Source organism: Rheinheimera sp. EpRS3, from assembly GCF_001513785.1.
Lineage (GTDB): Bacteria > Pseudomonadota > Gammaproteobacteria > Enterobacterales > Alteromonadaceae > Alishewanella.
This window is the reverse complement of record NZ_LNQS01000010.1, coordinates 270,495-288,959: the sequence shown is the minus strand read 5'-3', so window position 1 is coordinate 288,959 and position 18,465 is coordinate 270,495. Positions and strand designations below refer to the sequence as shown.

Below are 18,465 nucleotides of genomic sequence, written 5' to 3'. Positions count from 1 at the left end.
CAATTGCGGATGACAATTGCCACCGGCTAATATGACCTTTGTCACTGGCATCAAACCCTTGATCCTGATTACACTGGCAATCGGCAAAGCGCGGGAGAGACGGATGACGCCTTACGATAAGCTGGAAAACAAATTAAGCTGGGTTTACCTGATAAACCTTATCTTTTATGTTATGCCACTGTTTATTGTGCACTTTGCATTGTGGCAGTACCTCAGTATGGCGGCAGCGCTGGTACTGTTTTTAGTGTGTTATTTCTGGGCCTATCGCAGCCGGCGTAGCGAAATGCACTGGCCAATTGCCGGCATAGTGCTGGTGGCAACACTGATTACTCCGGTTAATCCGGGCTCGGTATCAATGTTTGCGTATGCCGGCTTTTTTATCGGTTTTGCTTATGCATTACCGCGCTACCTGCTGCTGATGGCGCTACTGATCGCGCTGTTGGTGTTGCTTGAGCTGACACTAACCATTCATTGGAACCTGTTTTTAATTATGGGGGCGCCGATCGTGCTGGCAGTCAGTTTGCTGGGCCGCGCCGAGCAGGCAAAACTGCGCCACCGTATGGCTGAGCAGCAAAGCGAAGATGAAATTAAACAGTTGGCGACCATGGTAGAGCGCGAGCGTATCGCCCGCGATTTGCACGATATTCTTGGCCACACCCTATCCAGCGTTATTTTAAAAGCTGATTTGGCGACCAAACTATTAGTACATCAACAAACGGAAGCCGCACAGCACCAGTTGTCTGAACTAAGCCAGATAGCCCGCGACGCACTAAGCCAGGTGCGACAGAGTGTGTCGGGTTATAAACATCAGGGGTTAACGGCAGAAATCGCCAAATTACTCAGCCGGTTACGGGAAGCGGGCTTTAAGGCAGAATTAAAAGGCGAGGTGCCAACACTGGATAACCGGCGCGAAACCGCCGTTATTCTGGCACTGACGGAGCTGGTAACCAATGTTATGCGCCATAGCAAAGGTGACAGCTGCCAGTTAAGCTTTACCTGCAAAAACAATATTTTATCGGTTTGTTTAACTGACAATGGTAGCAGTATTGTCGTTAAGGAAGGTAATGGCATTACAGGGCTGCGCGAGCGGCTGGCAGCTATCGGAGGCAGCCTGACAACACAACAAACCGATGGTTTTAGCGCCGCTATTCAATTACCGCTGCAGGAGAGCGTATGAATATTTTACTGGCTGAAGATCAGGCCATGATCCGCACTGCTCTTGCCAGCCTGCTCAAGCTGGAAGCCGGTTTTAACGTGACTGAGGCCGCAGACGGTAACGCAGCACTTAAACTGTTAAAGCAGCAACCGTTTGACTTGTTGCTCAGTGATATAGAAATGCCGGGGCTGACCGGCCTAGAGCTGGCGCAGCATATACAGCAGCATAAGCTGGCCACCAAAGTCGTGATTATTACCACCTTTGGCCGTGCCGGCTATGTTAAACGCGCGATGGATGCCGGCGTGGGTGGCTTTTTATTAAAAGACGCCCCGGTAGAGCAGCTGGTGCAAGCTATTGGGCAAGTAATGACCGGTAAAAAAGTGGTCGACAGCGAGCTGTTGCTGAATTCGCTCGGCGAACAAGACCCACTAACGGATAAAGAGCGTCAGGCACTACGCCTGGCTGCCGATGGTCAAAGCACCAGTGAGATTGCTGCAGCTTTATACATTGCAGAGGGCACCGCCCGCAATTATCTGTCAGAAGCCATTAGCAAACTTAACGCCGCCAACCGCATCGATGCCGCCCGCATTGCCCGGCAGAAGGGCTGGTTGTAGTTTCACCTTTACAGGTAGCGGGCTTTTGCGCCACACTGGGCCAATTGATGCAATACCGGATACCTTTATGGATTTTTGCAATAAAATCAAAGCAGATCGCCCATTGCAAAGCAGCCGCAGTGATTTACAAAGCGCGCTGGAAAGTGATCGTGGCCGTATTATCAATTCTGCAGCTGTGCGCCGCTTACAGCAAAAAACCCAGGTATTTCCGCTGGAGCGTAACGCCGCTGTACGCAGCCGCTTAACTCATTCGCTGGAAGTGCAACAAAGCGGCCGTTTTATTGTGCAGTCGATATTCCGCCTGCTAACACCGCAACAACTGGCAGAATACGGCTTAACTGAGCTGGAGCGGCCAATGGAGTCGCTGGTAGAAATGGCCTGCCTGCTACACGATGTCGGCAACCCGCCGTTTGGCCACAGTGGTGAAAGTGCTATTAATGTCTGGTTTAGTCAGTTACTGCCTGAACTAACCAAACAGCATAAGCTGGAAAATAACGCGCTTTGGCGCACTTTAACTACCGAATTGGCACAGTTTGAAGGCAATGCCCAGGCCATTCGGCTGGTACACAGCTTACAGCGCATGAACCTGACGTATGCGCAAACTGCCTGTATTTTAAAATACACCCGCTGCGCCACCGCCACCAAACCCGATAAGCAGCACAGCCTTAGCTATTTGCAGAAAAAGCCGGGATATTATTTCTCTGAGCAGCCGTTTGTTGAACAACTGTGGCAAGAACTGGACACCGCGCCGTGCTGCCGCCACCCGCTGACGTATATTATGGAGGCGGCCGATGACATTTCGTATTGTCTGGCTGATATTGAAGATGCAGTAGAAAAGGGCTTATTCAACCTCAAAGACCTGGCGCACCAGCTTAACATTGCCTTTGCTGAGCTTGAGCCCCGCGGCCGTTTAATCACTACCCAGCGTGGCGGCAGCGCTAGCTTTTCTGCACTGATTAAAGCCGCGCTGGACAGCGCTGAGGCTGAGCCGGTAAATACCGCCTCGACGTTTTTTATCAGGTTGCGTGTAATGATGATACACCCACTGGTGCGCCATGCAGCAGGCCAGTTTATCAGCAATATTGCTGCGGTTTATGACGGCAGTTTAAATCGTGCCCTTCTGGAAGATGGCAGCCAGTATCATGCCATTACCAGCACCTTTAAACAGGTTGCCCGCCAATTTGTGTTTAATCAACCCGAAGTAGAAACACTGGAGTTGCAGGGTTTTCGTATTATTGCCGGTTTGCTTAACAGTTATCAGCCGTTGTTACTGTTGTCGCGTGCCGATTTCGAAGCTGTGCTGCAAAACGACGGTTATCATTTAGCCCAACAGCAACGGCTGGCACACCGGCTGCCCAATAAGCATCTGGCGGCGTACCAGCTGGCAGTAGCGCAAATAGCCCCGGACGACAACGCGCTGGAGTTATACTACCGCTGCCGTTTATTGCAGGATTTTATCAGCGGTATGACCGATCATTTTGCCTTCGATGAGTACCAAACGCTGGTAAATTGCCAGAGTTAACCCGTTTAGCGTTTAAACTTGATCAACAAGTCAGTCAGCTTGGTTGCCAGCCTGCCATAAGGCGGCAGCAACATACTGACGCTGTTAAAGGCGCCCTGATAAAACACTGGCCGCAGTTTGGAAAAAGTAACAAAGCCTTCGTAGCCGTGATAGTGCCCCATACCGCTGTGACCGATGCCACCAAAGGGTAAATCGTGCTGGCTGACATGCAAAATAGCGTGATTAACCGTTACGCCACCCGACATGACTTGTTCAAGATAAAATTGCTGCAGCGCTTTATCATGACTAAACGGATAAAACGCCAGCGGCCTTGGCCTGGCGTTAATATAGTTAACCACTTCGGTTTTATCGCGATAGGTTTTTACCGGCAGCAGCGGGCCAAAAATTTCGCGCTGCATAACCAGCATATCGTCAGTAACATTAAACAACAGCGTAAGCGGAAATTTGCGCAGCCCCGGTGCCGTAGCCTGGCCCGGCATCAGGTTTACCGCTTTAGCGCCTTTTGCAACGGCATCGTCCAGTGTGTGTTGTAAGCGCTGATAAGCTCGCTGATCAATAATGGCTGTGTAATCGTTATGGTTAATGTCGGGGTAACGCTGTGCCACCAGTTTTAATGCCTGCCCGGTAAAGGTTTGCTCGCTGCCGTGTGGTAAAAACAGATAATCGACATTGGTACAAATTTGCCCGGCATTAAACGCCTTGGCCCATAAAATGCGGTCGGCGGCTTTTTGCAGCGGGAAATCCGGCGCGACAACGGCGGGCGATTTTCCGCCCAGCTCCAGCGTTACCGGGGTCAGGTTTTTCGATGCGCTGGCCATAACCGCCTTGCCGGTTTGCGCCGAGCCGGTAAAAAACAGATGATCAAACGGTTGGGCTGAAAAAGCCGGGCCGCTGCCGTTATTATCGGCAAAAAACTGCAGTTTGTCGGGGGCAAAGTATTTTGGCGCCAGCGCAATTAGCAACTGCACCAGTTGGCCGGAGTTTTCTGACATTTTTACCATAGCGCGGTTACCGGCGGCAAAAATAGCGACCAGTGGCGACAGTGCCAGCATAATGGGGAAATTCCACGGCACGATAACGCCAACCACGCCCAGCGGTTGTGGCAGCACTTTGCAGCTTGAGGTAGGAAACAACAACCGGTCTATATGGCGCCGTTGTGGTTTAAGCCATTTTTTCAGCTGTTTTTTCGTGCGGCTGATATCTTCCAGCACCATTAAAATTTCAGAAAAACGGGTTTCAAACCGGCAACGGCTGCCGTAATCAGCATTGACTGCCTCAACCAGTGCGGTTTCGTTGTCGCTTACCAGCGCGGCCAGTGCGGTTAAATCGGCATGGCGCTGCTGGTAATCAGGCTCCGGGTTGGCATGATAGGCCTGACGCTGCAGTGTTAAGGCCTCGGCAAACAGCGAAAAAGAGGTGTGGGTTTCTGCGCTATTATCAGCGGGCAGATGCATAGCAAACTCCAAAAAAATAACAAAAACCCGTTAAGTGCCCGGGGTCGGCCCATTGGCTGCAGTTAACCCGCAGCAATAGCGCTGGCCGAATCGCGGCATACCAGCACCGGCTCAAATACATTTTTTAGCTGCAACGCCTGTTGCTGGTAAATATTTTTTAGTACCCAGCGTGCCGCCATACGGCCCATTTCGCCAATGGGGTAATCAATAGTGGTGAGTTTGGGGTAAATGTAGCGTGCCAGAATCAGGTTATCAAAACCAACGATGGATAAGTCTTGTGGCACATTCAGGCCATGTGCGCGCGCTACTTCCATAGCGCCGGCTGCCATTTCATCGTTGGCACACACAAGCGCGCTGAATGGCAGGCCCTTAGCCAGTAGCTGTTGCATACAGGCACTGCCGCTGCTGTCCTGAAAGTCACCTTCTGCCAGTAAGGCCGGGTTAAAACTGAGGCCATGCTCTGCCATGGCGCGTAAGTGGCCGTGGTAGCGATCTTTGGCATCGCTTTTCCACATTGGGCCGGCCATATACGCCAGCTGTGTATGGCCTTGCTGCAGCAATTGCTTGGTTGCCAGATAACCGCCCAGCTCATTGTCCAGGCTAATGCAATTATTTGCCAGTCGCGGAATAAAACGGTTAATCAGCACTATTGGCATATTGCCACTGGCCAGTTTAATCAGATAGTCGTCGGATACCGCTTCAACATGCAAAATCAGCGCATCGCAGCTGCGGCTGATTAAAAACTCAATACCGTCTTTTTCACTGGCCTCCTCGCTGTGGCCGGCGGCAATAATAACGTGCTTACCAGCTGCGCGGCATTCGTTCTCAATGCCGCTGAGCATTTCACCATAAAAAGGGCCGTGTAGCTCTGATACCAGAATACCCACGCTGTTAGAGCGGTTTGACGCCAGCGATTGGGCAATAGAGTTGGGCCGGTAGCCCAGTTGCTCCATTGCCGCCAGCACTTTGTTACGGGTGGCTTCACTGACACGGGCGTTATTATTCATTACCCGGGATACTGTCGCCAGCGATACCCCGGCTAATTCTGATACTTGGTAAATGGTTGCCATGGCCTGCCTGCGTAATAACGTTTATGCAGTTACTCTAGCATGCTAGGGTGCAGTGCCACCAGCGCGCAGCGCCAGCTGGTGGTGGATATCCAGCACCCGTGGTCCGGTTAAGCGATAACGGCTCATGACCACTGCTACCAGTATTGAGCCAATAGCAGGCAGTACCGTAAAGCTGAGTAAAATACCCTGTTGTGCGGTTGCAGTTTGTGGCACGTCGGCCTGATAGCCGTATCCGGCCAGTAACCAGCCTGCCAGTGCGCCACCTAACGCCAGCCCGAGTTTAATAAAGAATACGATAGACGAGTACACCAGGCCGGTAATACGAATGCCGGTTTTATAGTGGCCGTAGTCAACGGTGTCGGCCATTTTGGCCCACAACAGTGGCGTGGCCATTTGTAAAAAGAAGCCCCAGAGAAAATACAACGCAAATGCCAGCACCAGTTGCTCGCTGCCGATAAAAAAGCTCAGTATACAAATGGCTGCAGAGATCAACTGCAAACCAATATAGGCTTTTACTTTATCGACATAACGGCTAAGCCACTGGGCTACAGCGCAACCGGCGATATTGCCGATCATGCCCAACGTAACAAAAGCAGTGATTAAGTCTTCACGGCCTAAAAAATATTTAACATAGTAAATGGCCAGTGTAGTGCGCAGCACCATGCCGGTAAGCAGAAAAAACGCAGCGATACACAAAATACGCCACTGATCATTTTGCCACAGCGAAGCAAAACTGCTGCGCAGCGTAAGCTGCTGATCAGCCGGTGGTTGCACCCGTTCACGGGTGCCGGCAAAGCAGAGTAAAAACAGCACCAGGCCCAGTACGCTCATAGCGGCGATGGTGAGCTGATAACCTTTGGCGTTATCGCCATTACCAAAAAAGTTAACCAGCGGCAGCGTACAGGCAGTAACCAGCAAGCCGCCAAGCATACCGAACACAAAACGGTAAGACTGCACCGACACCCGCTCGGTTGGATCTGCTGTTAATACACCACCGAGCGCAGAATACGGAATATTAATGGCGGTATAAGCTAGCATCAGCAGGGTGTAAGTAGCAAAAGCGTAGATAACTTTGCCGTTGGCAGATAAATCCGGTGTGGTAAACGCCAGCACGCTGCACAGAGCAAAGGGTAATGCCAGCCAGAGTAGATAGGGCCGGTATTTACCGTGGCGGCTTTTGGTTTTATCTGCCATTGCACCCATTAACGGGTCGGTTACCGCATCAATAATGCGCACCAGCAAAAACATGCTGCCTACCACCGCTGGCGAAATACCAAAAATATCGGTGTAGAAAAAGGTTAAAAACAGCATTACCGTCTGAAACACAATATTGCTGGCGGTGTCGCCAAGGCCGTAGGCCACTTTTTCCCGTTTTGTCAGCATGCTAACCCCGTGATAACTGCTTTATTATTATTTTTTACGCCCGGCGAACACTTCACGCAGTGCTATAGCACTGTCTTTTAATGTGCGCTGTTGTGTAGCGTAATCGACATAGACTATACCAAAACGCTTGGCATAGCCTTCGGCCCATTCAAAATTGTCCATCAGGCTCCAGGCAAAGTAGCCATCAATACGCATACCGGCAGTAATGGCATTTTCAGTGGCCTGTAAGTGCTGCTCAAAGTATTTAACCCGCTGCGTGTCATGCACCTGTCCAAGGTGCATGGTGTCAGGTATGGCGGCGCCGTTTTCGGTAATATACACCGGCGGTAGCTTATAGCGCTGATGTATTGCCAGTAATATTTCAGTTAAGCCCTGCGGATAAATTTCCCAGCCCATATCTGTTAACGGTGGCGTGGTGGGCGGTACATCACTAAACCAGCCTTTGCTGTTAGCACGGTACACGGTGCGGGTGTAGTAATTTACACCGAGAAAATCCAGTGGCTGGGCAATAATAGCCATATCGCCGTGTTGAATTTGTGGCTGCTCGGCCGCGGGCAGTTGTTGCAGCAGTGCCGGATAACAGCCTTCCATTAACGGTTGCAGGTACCACTGGTTGTGGTACTGATCGGCCATATCGGCGGCGCGGATATCCGCTTCGCTGTTGCTGGCCGCATGGCAGGGGCTGAAATTCAGGACTATGCCATTAAGTGCCCGTGGCGCGTTTTTTTGCAATAGCGGCATGGCCAAACCATGCGCCAGCAATAAATGGTGCGCTACCTGGCGGCCTTGCTGGCGGTTTTGCACGCCGGGGGCATGAATACCGGCTTCATAACTTAAATAAGCACTGCAAAATGGCTCATTTAATGTGGCGTAAGAATACACTCTGTCACCAAAGGCCTGGCTGACAATATCAGCATATTCTGCAAATTTATAGGCAGTGCTGCGGTTAAGCCAGCCGCCGTTATCTTGCAGGTACTGCGGTAAATCCCAGTGATACAGCGTAACAAAAGCTTTGATATTGCGTTCGTTTAACGCATCAAGCAGTTGCAGATAAAAATTCAGCCCGGCCTGGTTTATGCTGCCGTCGGCATTAATTACCCGGCCCCACGACACTGAAAAGCGGTAGGCATCTACACCCAGTGCGGCAATCAACTCAACATCGTCACGCCAGCGTGCGATATGGTCGCAGGCAACCAGGCCGTTTGAGCCATCTTTAATCCGGCCGGGTTGTGCACAAAAAGTGTCCCAGATGCACGCCTCGCGGCTATCGGCGGCACCTTCAATCTGAAACGAGGCAGTGGCAACACCAAACACAAAGTCAGGTTTAAGCAAGGGTGAGCTGTTGGCTAAGGTTATTTTCATCGGTTTTGCTATCTTCCGGTCGTGTTGTTACGGGCTGCTGAGCGACAAAAGGATTGCCAACAGCGTGATATATGCTATAAATGAAAGCGCTTACATCATACTAGACGGCGACAAAGCGCGCGTCAATGAAAAACATAAAACACCGGGGAGGACAAGATGGCTGTAACACCAACGCTTAGCGAGGCTACGCCACAGGCTGCATCAGGCCAGCTCAACTACAGATTTGCTTTAACATCGTTAACCACATTATTTTTTATGTGGGGCTTTATTACCTGTCTGAATGACATTCTGGTGCCTTACCTCAAAGGCTTGTTTGACCTGACCTACACGCAGGCGTTGTTAATTCAGTTTTGTTTTTTCAGTGCTTATTTTGTAGTTTCTGTGCCTGCTGGTATGTTGGTAAGCCGTATTGGCTATCAGTCGGGTATTGTTACCGGCCTGCTTATTGCCGGTGCCGGTTGCCTGTTGTTTTACCCTGCCGCAGCCGCGCATTACTATCCGCTGTTTCTGATCGCGCTGTTTGTGTTAGCCGCCGGTATTACCATTTTGCAGGTTGCTGCTAACCCCTATGTTAGTGTGCTGGGCCGGCCTGAAACGTCTTCCAGCCGCCTAACTATGACGCAAGCTTTTAACTCACTTGGTACGACTTTAGCGCCCTTTTTTGGTGCCTGGCTGATTTTTGGTGGCATGGAAGCGCCCACGCCGGGTGAAGTAACTGAATCTACCGTGCAAATGCCTTACCTGTTACTGGCGGCTGTGCTGATTATAATGGCACTGATTTTTGCTTTTTTGCGTCTGCCAAAGCTGGGTAAAAAAGATGCAAATCTGGATATAACCAGTGGCTCGGCCTGGCGCTACCGGCATTTGGTGCTGGGTGCTGTGGGTATTTTTGTTTATGTGGGTGCTGAAGTAGGTATTGGCAGTTTTCTGGTGAGTTTTATTACCCAGCCTGATATCAGCAGCCTGGATGCGCAAAAAGCATCACATTATATTGCCTGGTATTTTGGCGGCGCTATGGTTGGCCGTTTTATCGGTGCTTATGTTATGCAATATATTGCCCCGGGCAAGGTATTGGCGTTTAACGCGGTGTGTGCCGTGATTCTGCTGGCGCTGACGATCAGCAGCAGTGGCAGCCTGGCTATGTGGGCGCTGTTACTGGTGGGCTTATGTAACTCTATTATGTTCCCAACTATTTTCAGCCTGGCTATTCACGGCTTAAAGCAACACACCGGTCAGGGCTCGGGCATTTTATGTCTGGCGATTGTCGGTGGTGCAGTGCTACCACTGGCGCAGGCGCGGCTGGCTGACACGGTTAACGTGCAGATCGCTTTTATTATTCCTTTGCTGTGTTATGTATTTATTGCCTGGTACGGCGCGGTTGGCAGCAAACCGCGTGCTGTGGCGTAACGGAGAACCCCCTATGACATTTCGCCTGAAACTTTCACTGGTAAGTTTAAGTTGCGCTGTCATTCTGACAGCCTGCGCCAAAGCCCCAACAGAGCCTGACACTGTGACAGATAAAACCGCTGCCATTTGGCCAGAATTACAATTACCCGTAGCAAAAGATGCCGCTATGGAGCAAAAAATCACCGATATTATGGCAGACATGACGCTGCAGCATAAAATTGCCCAGATGATCCAGCCGGAAATCCGCGATATTACAGTTGAAGATATGCGCAAATATGGTTTTGGCTCATTTTTAAACGGTGGCGGTGCTTTTCCAAATGATAATAAACATGCTACACCTGCCGACTGGATAGCGTTGGCCGAGGCGATGTATCAGGCATCAATAGATGACAGTCTGGACGGCAGCCGTATTCCAACCATGTGGGGCACTGATGCGGTACACGGCCATAATAATGTGATTGGTGCGACATTATTTCCGCACAATATTGGCCTGGGCGCGGCAAATAACCCGGCATTAATTGAACAAATTGCCAAAGTAACCGCCCGCGAAGTGATGGTTACCGGTATCGACTGGGTGTTTGCGCCCACGGTTGCGGTGGTACGTGATGATCGCTGGGGCCGCACCTATGAAGGTTACTCGGAAGACCCCGACATAGTGCACGATTACGCCGCGGCTATTGTCACCGGTTTACAGGGCGCGGCAGATCAGGATTTTCTCGGCGATGAGCGGGTGATCAGCACTGTTAAGCACTTTGTTGGCGATGGCGGCACTGTAGGGGGGGATGATCAGGGCGATAATATTGCCAGTGAGCAAGAGCTGTTCAGCATTCATGCCCAGGGCTACGTGGGCGGCCTGCAGGCTGGCGCACAAAGTGTTATGGCGTCATTTAACAGTTGGCACGGCAGTAAAATTCACGGTGATAAATATCTGCTAACCGACGTATTGAAAACCCGCATGGGCTTTGATGGCTTTGTGGTAGGTGACTGGAACGGCCATGGCCAGATCCCCGGTTGCACTAATGATAACTGCGCCCAGGCCGCACTGGCCGGGCTGGACGTTTACATGGTGCCAACGGCAGCCTGGAAACCGCTGTACTATAACCTGATTGAGCAGGTTGAAAACGGCGCTATTCCACTTAGCCGGATTGACGATGCAGTACGGCGGATTTTGCGCGTAAAACTGCGCGCCGGTTTATTCGATAAACCCAGCCCGGCTAAGCGGCCATTGTCGGGTAAAACCGAGCTGATAGGCTCGGCTGAACATCGCGCTGTAGCGCGTGAAGCTGTGCAGCAATCCCTGGTGTTGCTGAAAAACAACGATGCCATTTTACCGTTAAACCCTAAGCAGCATATTTTGGTTACCGGTGAAGGTGCCGACAATATTGGCATGCAGTCGGGTGGCTGGACCATCAGTTGGCAGGGCACCGGCAACACTAACAGCGATTTCCCCGGCGGCAGTTCCATTTATGCCGGTATTAAACAGGCCGTTGATGCCGCAGGTGGCAGTACCGAGCTAAGCACAGATGGTAGCTATAGTAACAAGCCTGACGTAGCGGTGGTGGTATTTGGTGAGCAACCCTACGCCGAAGGTAATGGCGATCTGGATAACTTAGAGTATCAGCGTGGCAATAAAACCGATTTAGCGCTGCTGCGTAAACTTAAAGCCGATGGCATTAAAGTGGTGTCGCTGTTTATCAGTGGTCGCCCGCTGTGGGTTAACCCAGAACTCAATGCCTCTGATGCGTTTGTAGCAGTATGGCTGCCGGGCAGCGAAGGTGCCGGTGTGGCTGATGTAATCATGGCAAAAGCAGACGGCAGTGCTAATGTCGATTTTCGCGGTAAGTTATCTTTCAGCTGGCCTGCCACCGCGCAGCAAATGGTAAACCGGCACGACGCAGATTATCAGCCGCTGCTGCCTTACGGCTTTGGTTTGCGCTACGGCGATGCCAGCACGCTGAGCAATACTCTGCAAGAGCAGGTCGCCACAGATACAGAACTGGACGATTTAGTGCTGTTCGAGCGGGCAGTAAAAGCACCGTATCAGTTACAGCTACACAGTGGCGCCGAAACGCAGGCAGTAGTAAGCAGCGTGCAGCAACTGGGAAATATTGCCATGCGCACTTTTGATAAAGCTGTACAGGAAGACGCGCGCCGTTTTGCCTTTAGCGGTGAAGCCAAAGTGTCACTAAGCAGTGCTTTCCCTGCCGATTTACGCTCTTACCAGGAAGCCGGTAGTGCGCTGGTGTTGCAGGTAAAACGCAGCGGCGCAGTGCCGGATACAGTACTGCTGGGTATCGATTGTGCGCAAAACTGCAGCAGTACAGTGAATATAGCGGCGCAATTACAGGCTCTGGCCGATGAAGAATGGCATACACTCAGCGTTGATTTAGCCTGCTTTGCCCGGCAAGGCGCTGACTTCAGCCAGATTTTCACGCCGGTATCATTAGCCACAACAGCGCCGCTGGTGCTAAGCTTGGCTGATATCCGGCTGAAACCTGCTGCGGCAGGCGACGCTACTCTTTCCTGCAGCGGAGACTAAAAATATGCGCCGTTACCTCGTTACCCTGCTTGCCAGCGCTGTGCTGGTAAGCTGCAGCACCACAGTGCCACCAGAGCCAGATGAACAAAGCGTGGCACAACACCAGCCTGATGCTATTGACAGCGCAGACTGGCAACTGGTGTGGCAGGACGAGTTTGACAGCAACAGTATTGACCAGAGTAAATGGAGCTTTGAACAAAACTGCTGGGGTGGGGGTAACGACGAGCAACAGTGTTATACCGACAGGCCGGAAAATGCCTATGTTGATAACGGCGTGCTATATATAGTGGCACGCAAAGAAACCTTCACCGGCCCGGCGTTAAACGAAGATGATCCGAGTTTTAGCCCGCATCAGCGCAAAACTCTGCCTTATACGTCGGCAAGGCTGCGCAGTAAGGGTAAAGGCGACTGGCTATATGGCCGCTTTGAAATTCGCGCTAAATTACCGACAGGTCAGGGGAGCTGGCCGGCAATATGGATGCTGCCAACAGACTGGTTATACGGCCCCTGGCCGTTATCCGGTGAAATAGACATTATGGAAGCGGTAAACCTCGGTACAGTTTCTGATGAACCCAGCGCATTGGCTGACGAACCTGAGCGGCGTATCCACGGCACCTTACATTACGGCGAACTCTGGCCAGACAATGTGCATAGCGGTCAGAGTTATAAACTGCCCGACGGGCAAAGCCCGGCCAATGATTTTCATACCTATGCGATAGAATGGCAACCGGGTGAAATTCGCTGGTATGTCGATGATGTGTTGTACGCTACGCAAAAAAGTAGCGAATGGCACACTGGCGCTGTGACACTAAAAACCGCCTTGCCCAGGCATGCCCCTTTTGACCAGCCTTTTCATTTACTGCTGAATTTAGCCGTAGGTGGCAACTGGGCGGCGTCAGTGAATGAAACCGGCATTGATGCCAGTGCCTACCCGCAAAGCCTGCAAATTGACTACGTGCGGGTATATCAGCGCCAGCAACCTTAGCGGTTTAACCTGCTTAGCAACATGGCACGTAGCTTACGTGCCGTTTGCTCCAGCATTGGCCCCAGTATGCCGCGTTTATCTGCCGGTAAATGTGCTGCGGTATCGTCATTGGCATTAAACACGTAGTGTTCAAACTGTTGCTGCCAGATTTTACGCTGTGCCGGCGGCAGGTCACGTATGCTGAGCATGGCATGCAGCAGGGCATCGGTGGGTAAACCGCAGTAAGCCGGAGTTTGCCGCCACCAGTAGTTAATCAGAATATTCAAATCACTTAAGCTGTCTACCTGATGCCACCACATTGACGGAATAAAAATCGCGTCGCCTGCACTGAGCTCGGCCGTTAGCGCCTGCTGTAAAGCCTGGCGAAAGCGTGGATAGCGTTCGAAATCCAGCTGGCGCGAATCTACCATACTGACAGGTTGCCCGGCTGGGGTGAAATCGAGCGGGCCTATATATAAATTAGCCATTTGCTCTGGCGCAAACAGCGTGAAACGCCGCGTACCTGCTGCGACACAGGCAATATTGTCCGGTACATCATAGTGCGCTACCACATGGCTGCGGTTACCCAGCCATACGCTGATCAGCGGATTAATGCTGTCCAGGGTTAGTGCGTTTTGCGTTGTCAGCCCCGGCAAACAATACTCTGCGGTGGTAGAACCCATGTAAAATACCGGCGCATCGGTTTGCCCGCCATGCTGCAATATGCTGTTTAGCACACTGTTAAGCCTGGTTTGGCGCTGCTGAAAATTAAACCCGCTTAAGTCGTCATTGTAAAAAAAACGGCCTTTTGCTGTCGGTTCCGCAAAAAAAGCCTGTACTGGCACATCAGCAGCAAAACCTTGCAGATAAGCTGCTGCTGCGGCGTCAGATTGCTTCGCTTGCTGCACCAGCGGCCAGTGTTGTACCAGACCACGCAACACCAGTGGCGTGGTGCGCCCGGCCAGTAAGTTGGTTATATTGGCAGCGTTGTAATCTATTTCGTCTATTGCCTGCATGTTGATATCACCTGATTAGGCCTGCACCATAGTCAGCATTTTGCTGATATTCGCCTGAGATGCCAGTAACAAATAAATCGCCTCCAGATAGCCGTGTTGGTGCAACTGCTGTAACTGTGCTGCATTTAGCTGGCTAAGTTGCTGGCGGTTAATGCTAAACAGGCCGGCCAGCTTGTGCACCGCACCCAGATAGCTCAGTTCCAGCGTCAGGCTTTGTAGCAAATTTAATTCAGTTAACATGACACTAAATGCCTGATTCGCCTGATGACCCTGCTGAATGTGCTGCAAAACGGAGCTGACATGCTCAAGCAACGGGCTATTGCCGCCATGCGGTAAAAATACCGCTTCGCCCTCAGTCAGGCTGACGCGGGGATGGTCCAGATCAATGCATACCACGGGTACTTGCTGCGGTACACCGTTGTTAAGCTGTTGCTGAAAGCCGATCAAAAATGGCTGGCGCTGCATACTTAGCGGTATATAGCCTGTTTGCCAGCTATCCTGTTGCAAAAACAGGTTTTGGCCGGGCTTTACGCCAAGCAACACCACCGGCTCATAGGTATCCTGAGCGGTGTTATGGCGGAAAAACAGCGGGTACCAGCTTTGCAACTGCATAAATTCACTGATAAAGGCGGTAGTCAGGCTAACATTGTCGCCGTAGGTGCTGCCACTTTTGGTAATAATCTTGATATCTTTATGGCTGATGTTATCCAGCACGGCATGATTGGCCATAATTTCTCCCTGGCTGTTGCGGTATTAACTAACAAAAAGCCGCTTATTACAGCGGCTTTCTGGTTTAGCAAAAAACGGTGTCGTTAGAAGTTATAACGTACGCCTAAATTGTAACGGGCACCATACTGATATCCACGCAGGAATTGCTCCGGGAAACGCACATAGGTACGCTGCGTTTCTTCGGTAACGTTTAATCCTTCGACAAATACTGTCAGGTTGTCGGTGACTGCATAGTTTACGTTAATATCCCACTGACCATAGGCTTCGGTAAATACCGGCGCAGAATGCTGATCAAAGCCTGACAGGAACTCGTCGCGCCAGTTATAAGACACCCGCACAGACAGGCCATAATTTTCGTAAATCAATGACAGGTTAGCCGAATCGCTTAAGCCTGGCAGCGCAAACTGGTAACCAATGGCGTTAACATCAGCTTCGATATCACCATATACCAAGGTAGCGTTTGCCTGCACGCCAAAACCGGTTTCACCGAACATGTGCTGCGCAGCCAGCTCCCAACCCCACAGGTTCGCTGTTTCGACGTTAGTGTCACGCGCCACAGAGAATACCGTTAGCGGATCATTTTCATCGCCGGTAATCGGGGTGCCTTGCGGGGTGCCCTGATTTGCGTTGATGCGATCATGAATAGCCTGATCGGTAGGTTGCAAGCCTTCTGCTACTAAATCAGCAATAGCTTGCTCTGCACGCGGGCCGATAAAAGGGTCCCGAATGCCAGCCAGCTCTTCCTCAGTAGTGGTATTGACCAGAAAGTTTTCTACCTGCTTGCGATAGTAACCAACAGACGCATAGCTGCCTGGCTGATAGTAATACTCCAGCGATAAATCGATGTTATCTGCGGTGTAAGGTTTTAACGCCGGGTTACCAACAGACACTTTACGCTGGCCCACTTTAGGGTTACCGGCAAAAGTGGTAGTTGAGCGTAAAGCCCCTACCGGTGGCCGTGTTAACGAGCGACTGTATGAGAAGCGGCCAATAACGTCATCAGCAATCTCGATGTTCATATCAACATTAGGCAGGAACTCGCGGGTTTTACCGCTGCCTTCAGAGAAAGAGCGGTCGGTAGCATAGGTATAAGCCCACTCGTTGCCGTTTACCCATTGCATACTCACTGCCGGGCGCTCTAAACTGTTTGCAGTGACATCGGTTTGCTCATAACGTAAGCCGGTGGTGATATTTACCGGCATACCATTAAACTCGGTTTCAAACTTGGCTTGGGTATACAGTGCAACGGTTTCTTCTTCTACTCTGTGATCATCATCAATCGGGCCAGCACCAAATACGCCGCCCAATTCTTCAGGCCAGCTGCAGGCGCCAATACCGGCATCAGGGTGGTCGCAGTCAATACTTTGCGCAATATCTACTACGTCGTAGAAATCCGCCATATAGAAGTAGTTGATTTTTTTGTCGCTGCCGCCACCTGAAAACTGGTCGAGTAAACCGCTGGTGTCGACACGGTAAAACATGTCATCCGGATACCAGTCGGCTGACCACAGCCACCAGCCCGCTGCCAGCTGCCCGGAGTAAGCGTTGGTAGAGCGGAACGACATATCGGTGTAGGTTGCGCCAAAGTCAAAACTGACCAAAGCACTGTTGCTGCTGTTAAGCCACTGGCCTTTTAGCTGCAATTGGTCCATTTTGTTCTTGTCTTCATTTTTGCTAACACCGCCAAATAATGAGCCCATATCCTGTGGCAATAGCTCGGTCTGGCCATTGGTCAGGGTAAAGTCAATAACGGGAATACCGCCAGCGCTAAAATCAGCAGTTTTGGTTTCCAGATTAGCTGTCGCGTTGGGGTGAGCATCGTCACCTGCCCAAGATGTATTACCAATAATCATATAGGCATCATGGCCAAGGCCTGTACCCATGCTTACTGCTTCTGAGCTGTGGTAATCCAGTTCCAGGCTTAGTGCATCACTAACCTGCCACTCCAGGTTCAGGCCAAGAGATTTATTCTCACTGGCAGAGCCGTTACGGTTCAGGTTAGTGGAGTAGTCACCATTAACCTCAGTCATATTAACGTAGGTGCCGTTTTCATTAATGGTGGCGCTTTGTACGTTGCCGCCATTATTAAACCAGACACCAAAGCCCACCCGCTCTACATCCAGCTCGGTTTTAGAATAGGTGTAATCCAGCGTGGCTTTAAATCTGTCGGTTGGTGCAAACTGCATAACCAACTGCCCGTTGGTACGTTTACGATCATTATCCAGAATTTCGTAACCGGCATTTTGCGGATACCAGGTATTGCCGTCAGCGCGCTGGTTGTTATCGGTCAGCTGCAGGTTAGGTGAGTTCGATAAATCGACATTCGGGATCCAGTTATCTACTGCCATGCCCTCTGCGCGGTTGTTACGTTCTTGCACAGAGCCAGACAGCAAAATACCAAACTTCTCATCGGCAAAGGTGTTGCTGAAAATAGCGGATACTTCCGGAGTTAAATCATCGCCCACTTCATTAGATGTGTCGTGTACGGCTTTTACGCCAACTGAGGCTTTCAGGCCCGGGTTATCCAGTGGCCTGGCAGTGGAAATATTTACCGTGGCGCCAATACCGCCGCTGGGTACATCGGCACGGCTGGTTTTATGCACCTGCACACCGCTAACGCCTTCAGTGGCAATATTACCAAAGTCAAACGAGCGGCCACCGCCGGTAGTTGGCATCTGGCGGCCATTTAACGTAACCAGGTTAAATTCCGGGCCAAAGCCGCGCACTGTAATGCGGCTACCTTCGTTATTCGAGCGATCAATTGATACACCGGTAATACGTTGCAATGACTCAGCAAGGTTGGTATCCGGGAATTTACCAATATCTTCAGCCGTTATAGCATCTACTACCCCGGTTGATTCACGTTTAATATCCATCGACTTGGCTAAGCTGCCGCGAATACCGGTTACCTGTATTACTTCAACCTCGGCAGTTTGTGCTGTTTCGTCATTAGCGTAAACAGGAGCCATAACACCGGCGCCTGTAATGAGTGACAAACTTACCGCCAGACGCGATAGTTTGAAACGTGTTTGGTTCATACCCTTTCTCCCGTATTTTTCTGAGTATCTAATCGTTTTAGTTATTTGGTAGCGCTTACATTTTTAATCTTGTAGTGCAAATCAATAATGTAAGCGCTTACAAAAGGTAAGTGATTAACGCCGCAAGGTCAATACGTCAGCAGTAAAAAGCTGCACAATATTGCAGCGTGGCTGATTCGTGTTGGTGCAAAGTGTTGGCTTAATACTGCTG

Annotated in this window: 13 protein-coding genes; 6 read left to right on the top strand and 7 right to left on the bottom strand. The window is 50.9% G+C overall.

Translation table 11 applies throughout. The features are described 5' to 3' along the window. Positions 1-103: 103 nt before the first annotated feature. From AR688_RS16745 to dgt, 3 genes are all read left to right on the top strand, one after another. Entirely contained in the window at positions 104-1,177 is a 1,074-nt protein-coding gene (locus tag AR688_RS16745) for a sensor histidine kinase (protein WP_068236668.1), read from the top strand. Beyond that, complete coding sequence (locus AR688_RS16740) at positions 1,174-1,770, top strand: response regulator transcription factor (RefSeq protein WP_068236665.1); 597 nt, start codon at positions 1,174-1,176, stop codon at positions 1,768-1,770. The genes AR688_RS16745 and AR688_RS16740 overlap by 4 nt, the downstream gene beginning before the upstream one ends. A gap of 67 nt (positions 1,771-1,837) precedes the next feature. Continuing rightward, a complete protein-coding gene (gene dgt, locus AR688_RS16735; protein ID WP_068236662.1) occupies positions 1,838-3,292 on the top strand; it encodes a dGTPase in 1,455 nt (484 codons plus the stop codon). Positions 3,293-3,297: 5 nt separating this feature from the next. On the opposite strand, the gene AR688_RS16730 is transcribed toward dgt, so the two are convergent. From AR688_RS16730 to AR688_RS16715, 4 genes are all read right to left on the bottom strand, one after another. Beyond that, on the bottom strand, positions 3,298-4,746 hold the full coding sequence (locus AR688_RS16730; protein WP_068236659.1) for a coniferyl aldehyde dehydrogenase: 1,449 nt from the start codon (positions 4,744-4,746) through the stop codon (positions 3,298-3,300). Between the two features lie 62 nt (positions 4,747-4,808). Continuing rightward, complete coding sequence (locus AR688_RS16725; protein WP_068236656.1) at positions 4,809-5,816, bottom strand: LacI family DNA-binding transcriptional regulator; 1,008 nt, start codon at positions 5,814-5,816, stop codon at positions 4,809-4,811. A 42-nt stretch (positions 5,817-5,858) separates the two neighbouring features. Then, a complete protein-coding gene (locus tag AR688_RS16720; RefSeq protein ID WP_068236653.1) occupies positions 5,859-7,199 on the bottom strand; it encodes a glycoside-pentoside-hexuronide (GPH):cation symporter in 1,341 nt (446 codons plus the stop codon). Between the two features lie 27 nt (positions 7,200-7,226). Next, positions 7,227-8,561 carry a GH1 family beta-glucosidase gene (locus tag AR688_RS16715; protein ID WP_068236650.1) on the bottom strand — a complete coding sequence of 445 codons (1,335 nt, stop codon included), beginning with the start codon at positions 8,559-8,561 and terminating at the stop codon, positions 7,227-7,229. Between the two features lie 156 nt (positions 8,562-8,717). Here AR688_RS16715 and AR688_RS16710 point away from each other — a divergent pair, with 156 nt between their 5' ends. From AR688_RS16710 to AR688_RS16700, 3 genes are read left to right on the top strand one after another with little or no spacing between them, the layout of a single operon-like run. Then, on the top strand, positions 8,718-9,968 hold the full coding sequence (locus AR688_RS16710) for a sugar MFS transporter (RefSeq protein ID WP_068236647.1): 1,251 nt from the start codon (positions 8,718-8,720) through the stop codon (positions 9,966-9,968). Between the two features lie 13 nt (positions 9,969-9,981). Then, complete coding sequence (locus AR688_RS16705; RefSeq protein ID WP_068236644.1) at positions 9,982-12,507, top strand: glycoside hydrolase family 3 protein; 2,526 nt, start codon at positions 9,982-9,984, stop codon at positions 12,505-12,507. Positions 12,508-12,511: 4 nt separating this feature from the next. Beyond that, positions 12,512-13,492 carry a glycoside hydrolase family 16 protein gene (locus AR688_RS16700; RefSeq protein WP_068236641.1) on the top strand — a complete coding sequence of 327 codons (981 nt, stop codon included), beginning with the start codon at positions 12,512-12,514 and terminating at the stop codon, positions 13,490-13,492. Here AR688_RS16700 and AR688_RS16695 read toward each other — a convergent pair. The 3 genes from AR688_RS16695 to AR688_RS16685 form a co-directional block, all read right to left on the bottom strand. Next, the gene (locus AR688_RS16695; RefSeq protein WP_068236639.1) at positions 13,489-14,487 is read right to left on the bottom strand and encodes a cupin-like domain-containing protein; all 999 of its coding nucleotides are present in this window, start codon (positions 14,485-14,487) and stop codon (positions 13,489-13,491) included. The two genes, AR688_RS16700 and AR688_RS16695, sit on opposite strands and share 4 nt — an antisense overlap. Positions 14,488-14,502: 15 nt before the next feature. Beyond that, on the bottom strand, positions 14,503-15,216 hold the full coding sequence (locus AR688_RS16690; protein WP_068236636.1) for a SapC family protein: 714 nt from the start codon (positions 15,214-15,216) through the stop codon (positions 14,503-14,505). Between the two features lie 83 nt (positions 15,217-15,299). Beyond that, the gene (locus AR688_RS16685) at positions 15,300-18,254 is read right to left on the bottom strand and encodes a TonB-dependent receptor (RefSeq protein WP_068236633.1); all 2,955 of its coding nucleotides are present in this window, start codon (positions 18,252-18,254) and stop codon (positions 15,300-15,302) included. Positions 18,255-18,465 lie beyond the last annotated feature (211 nt).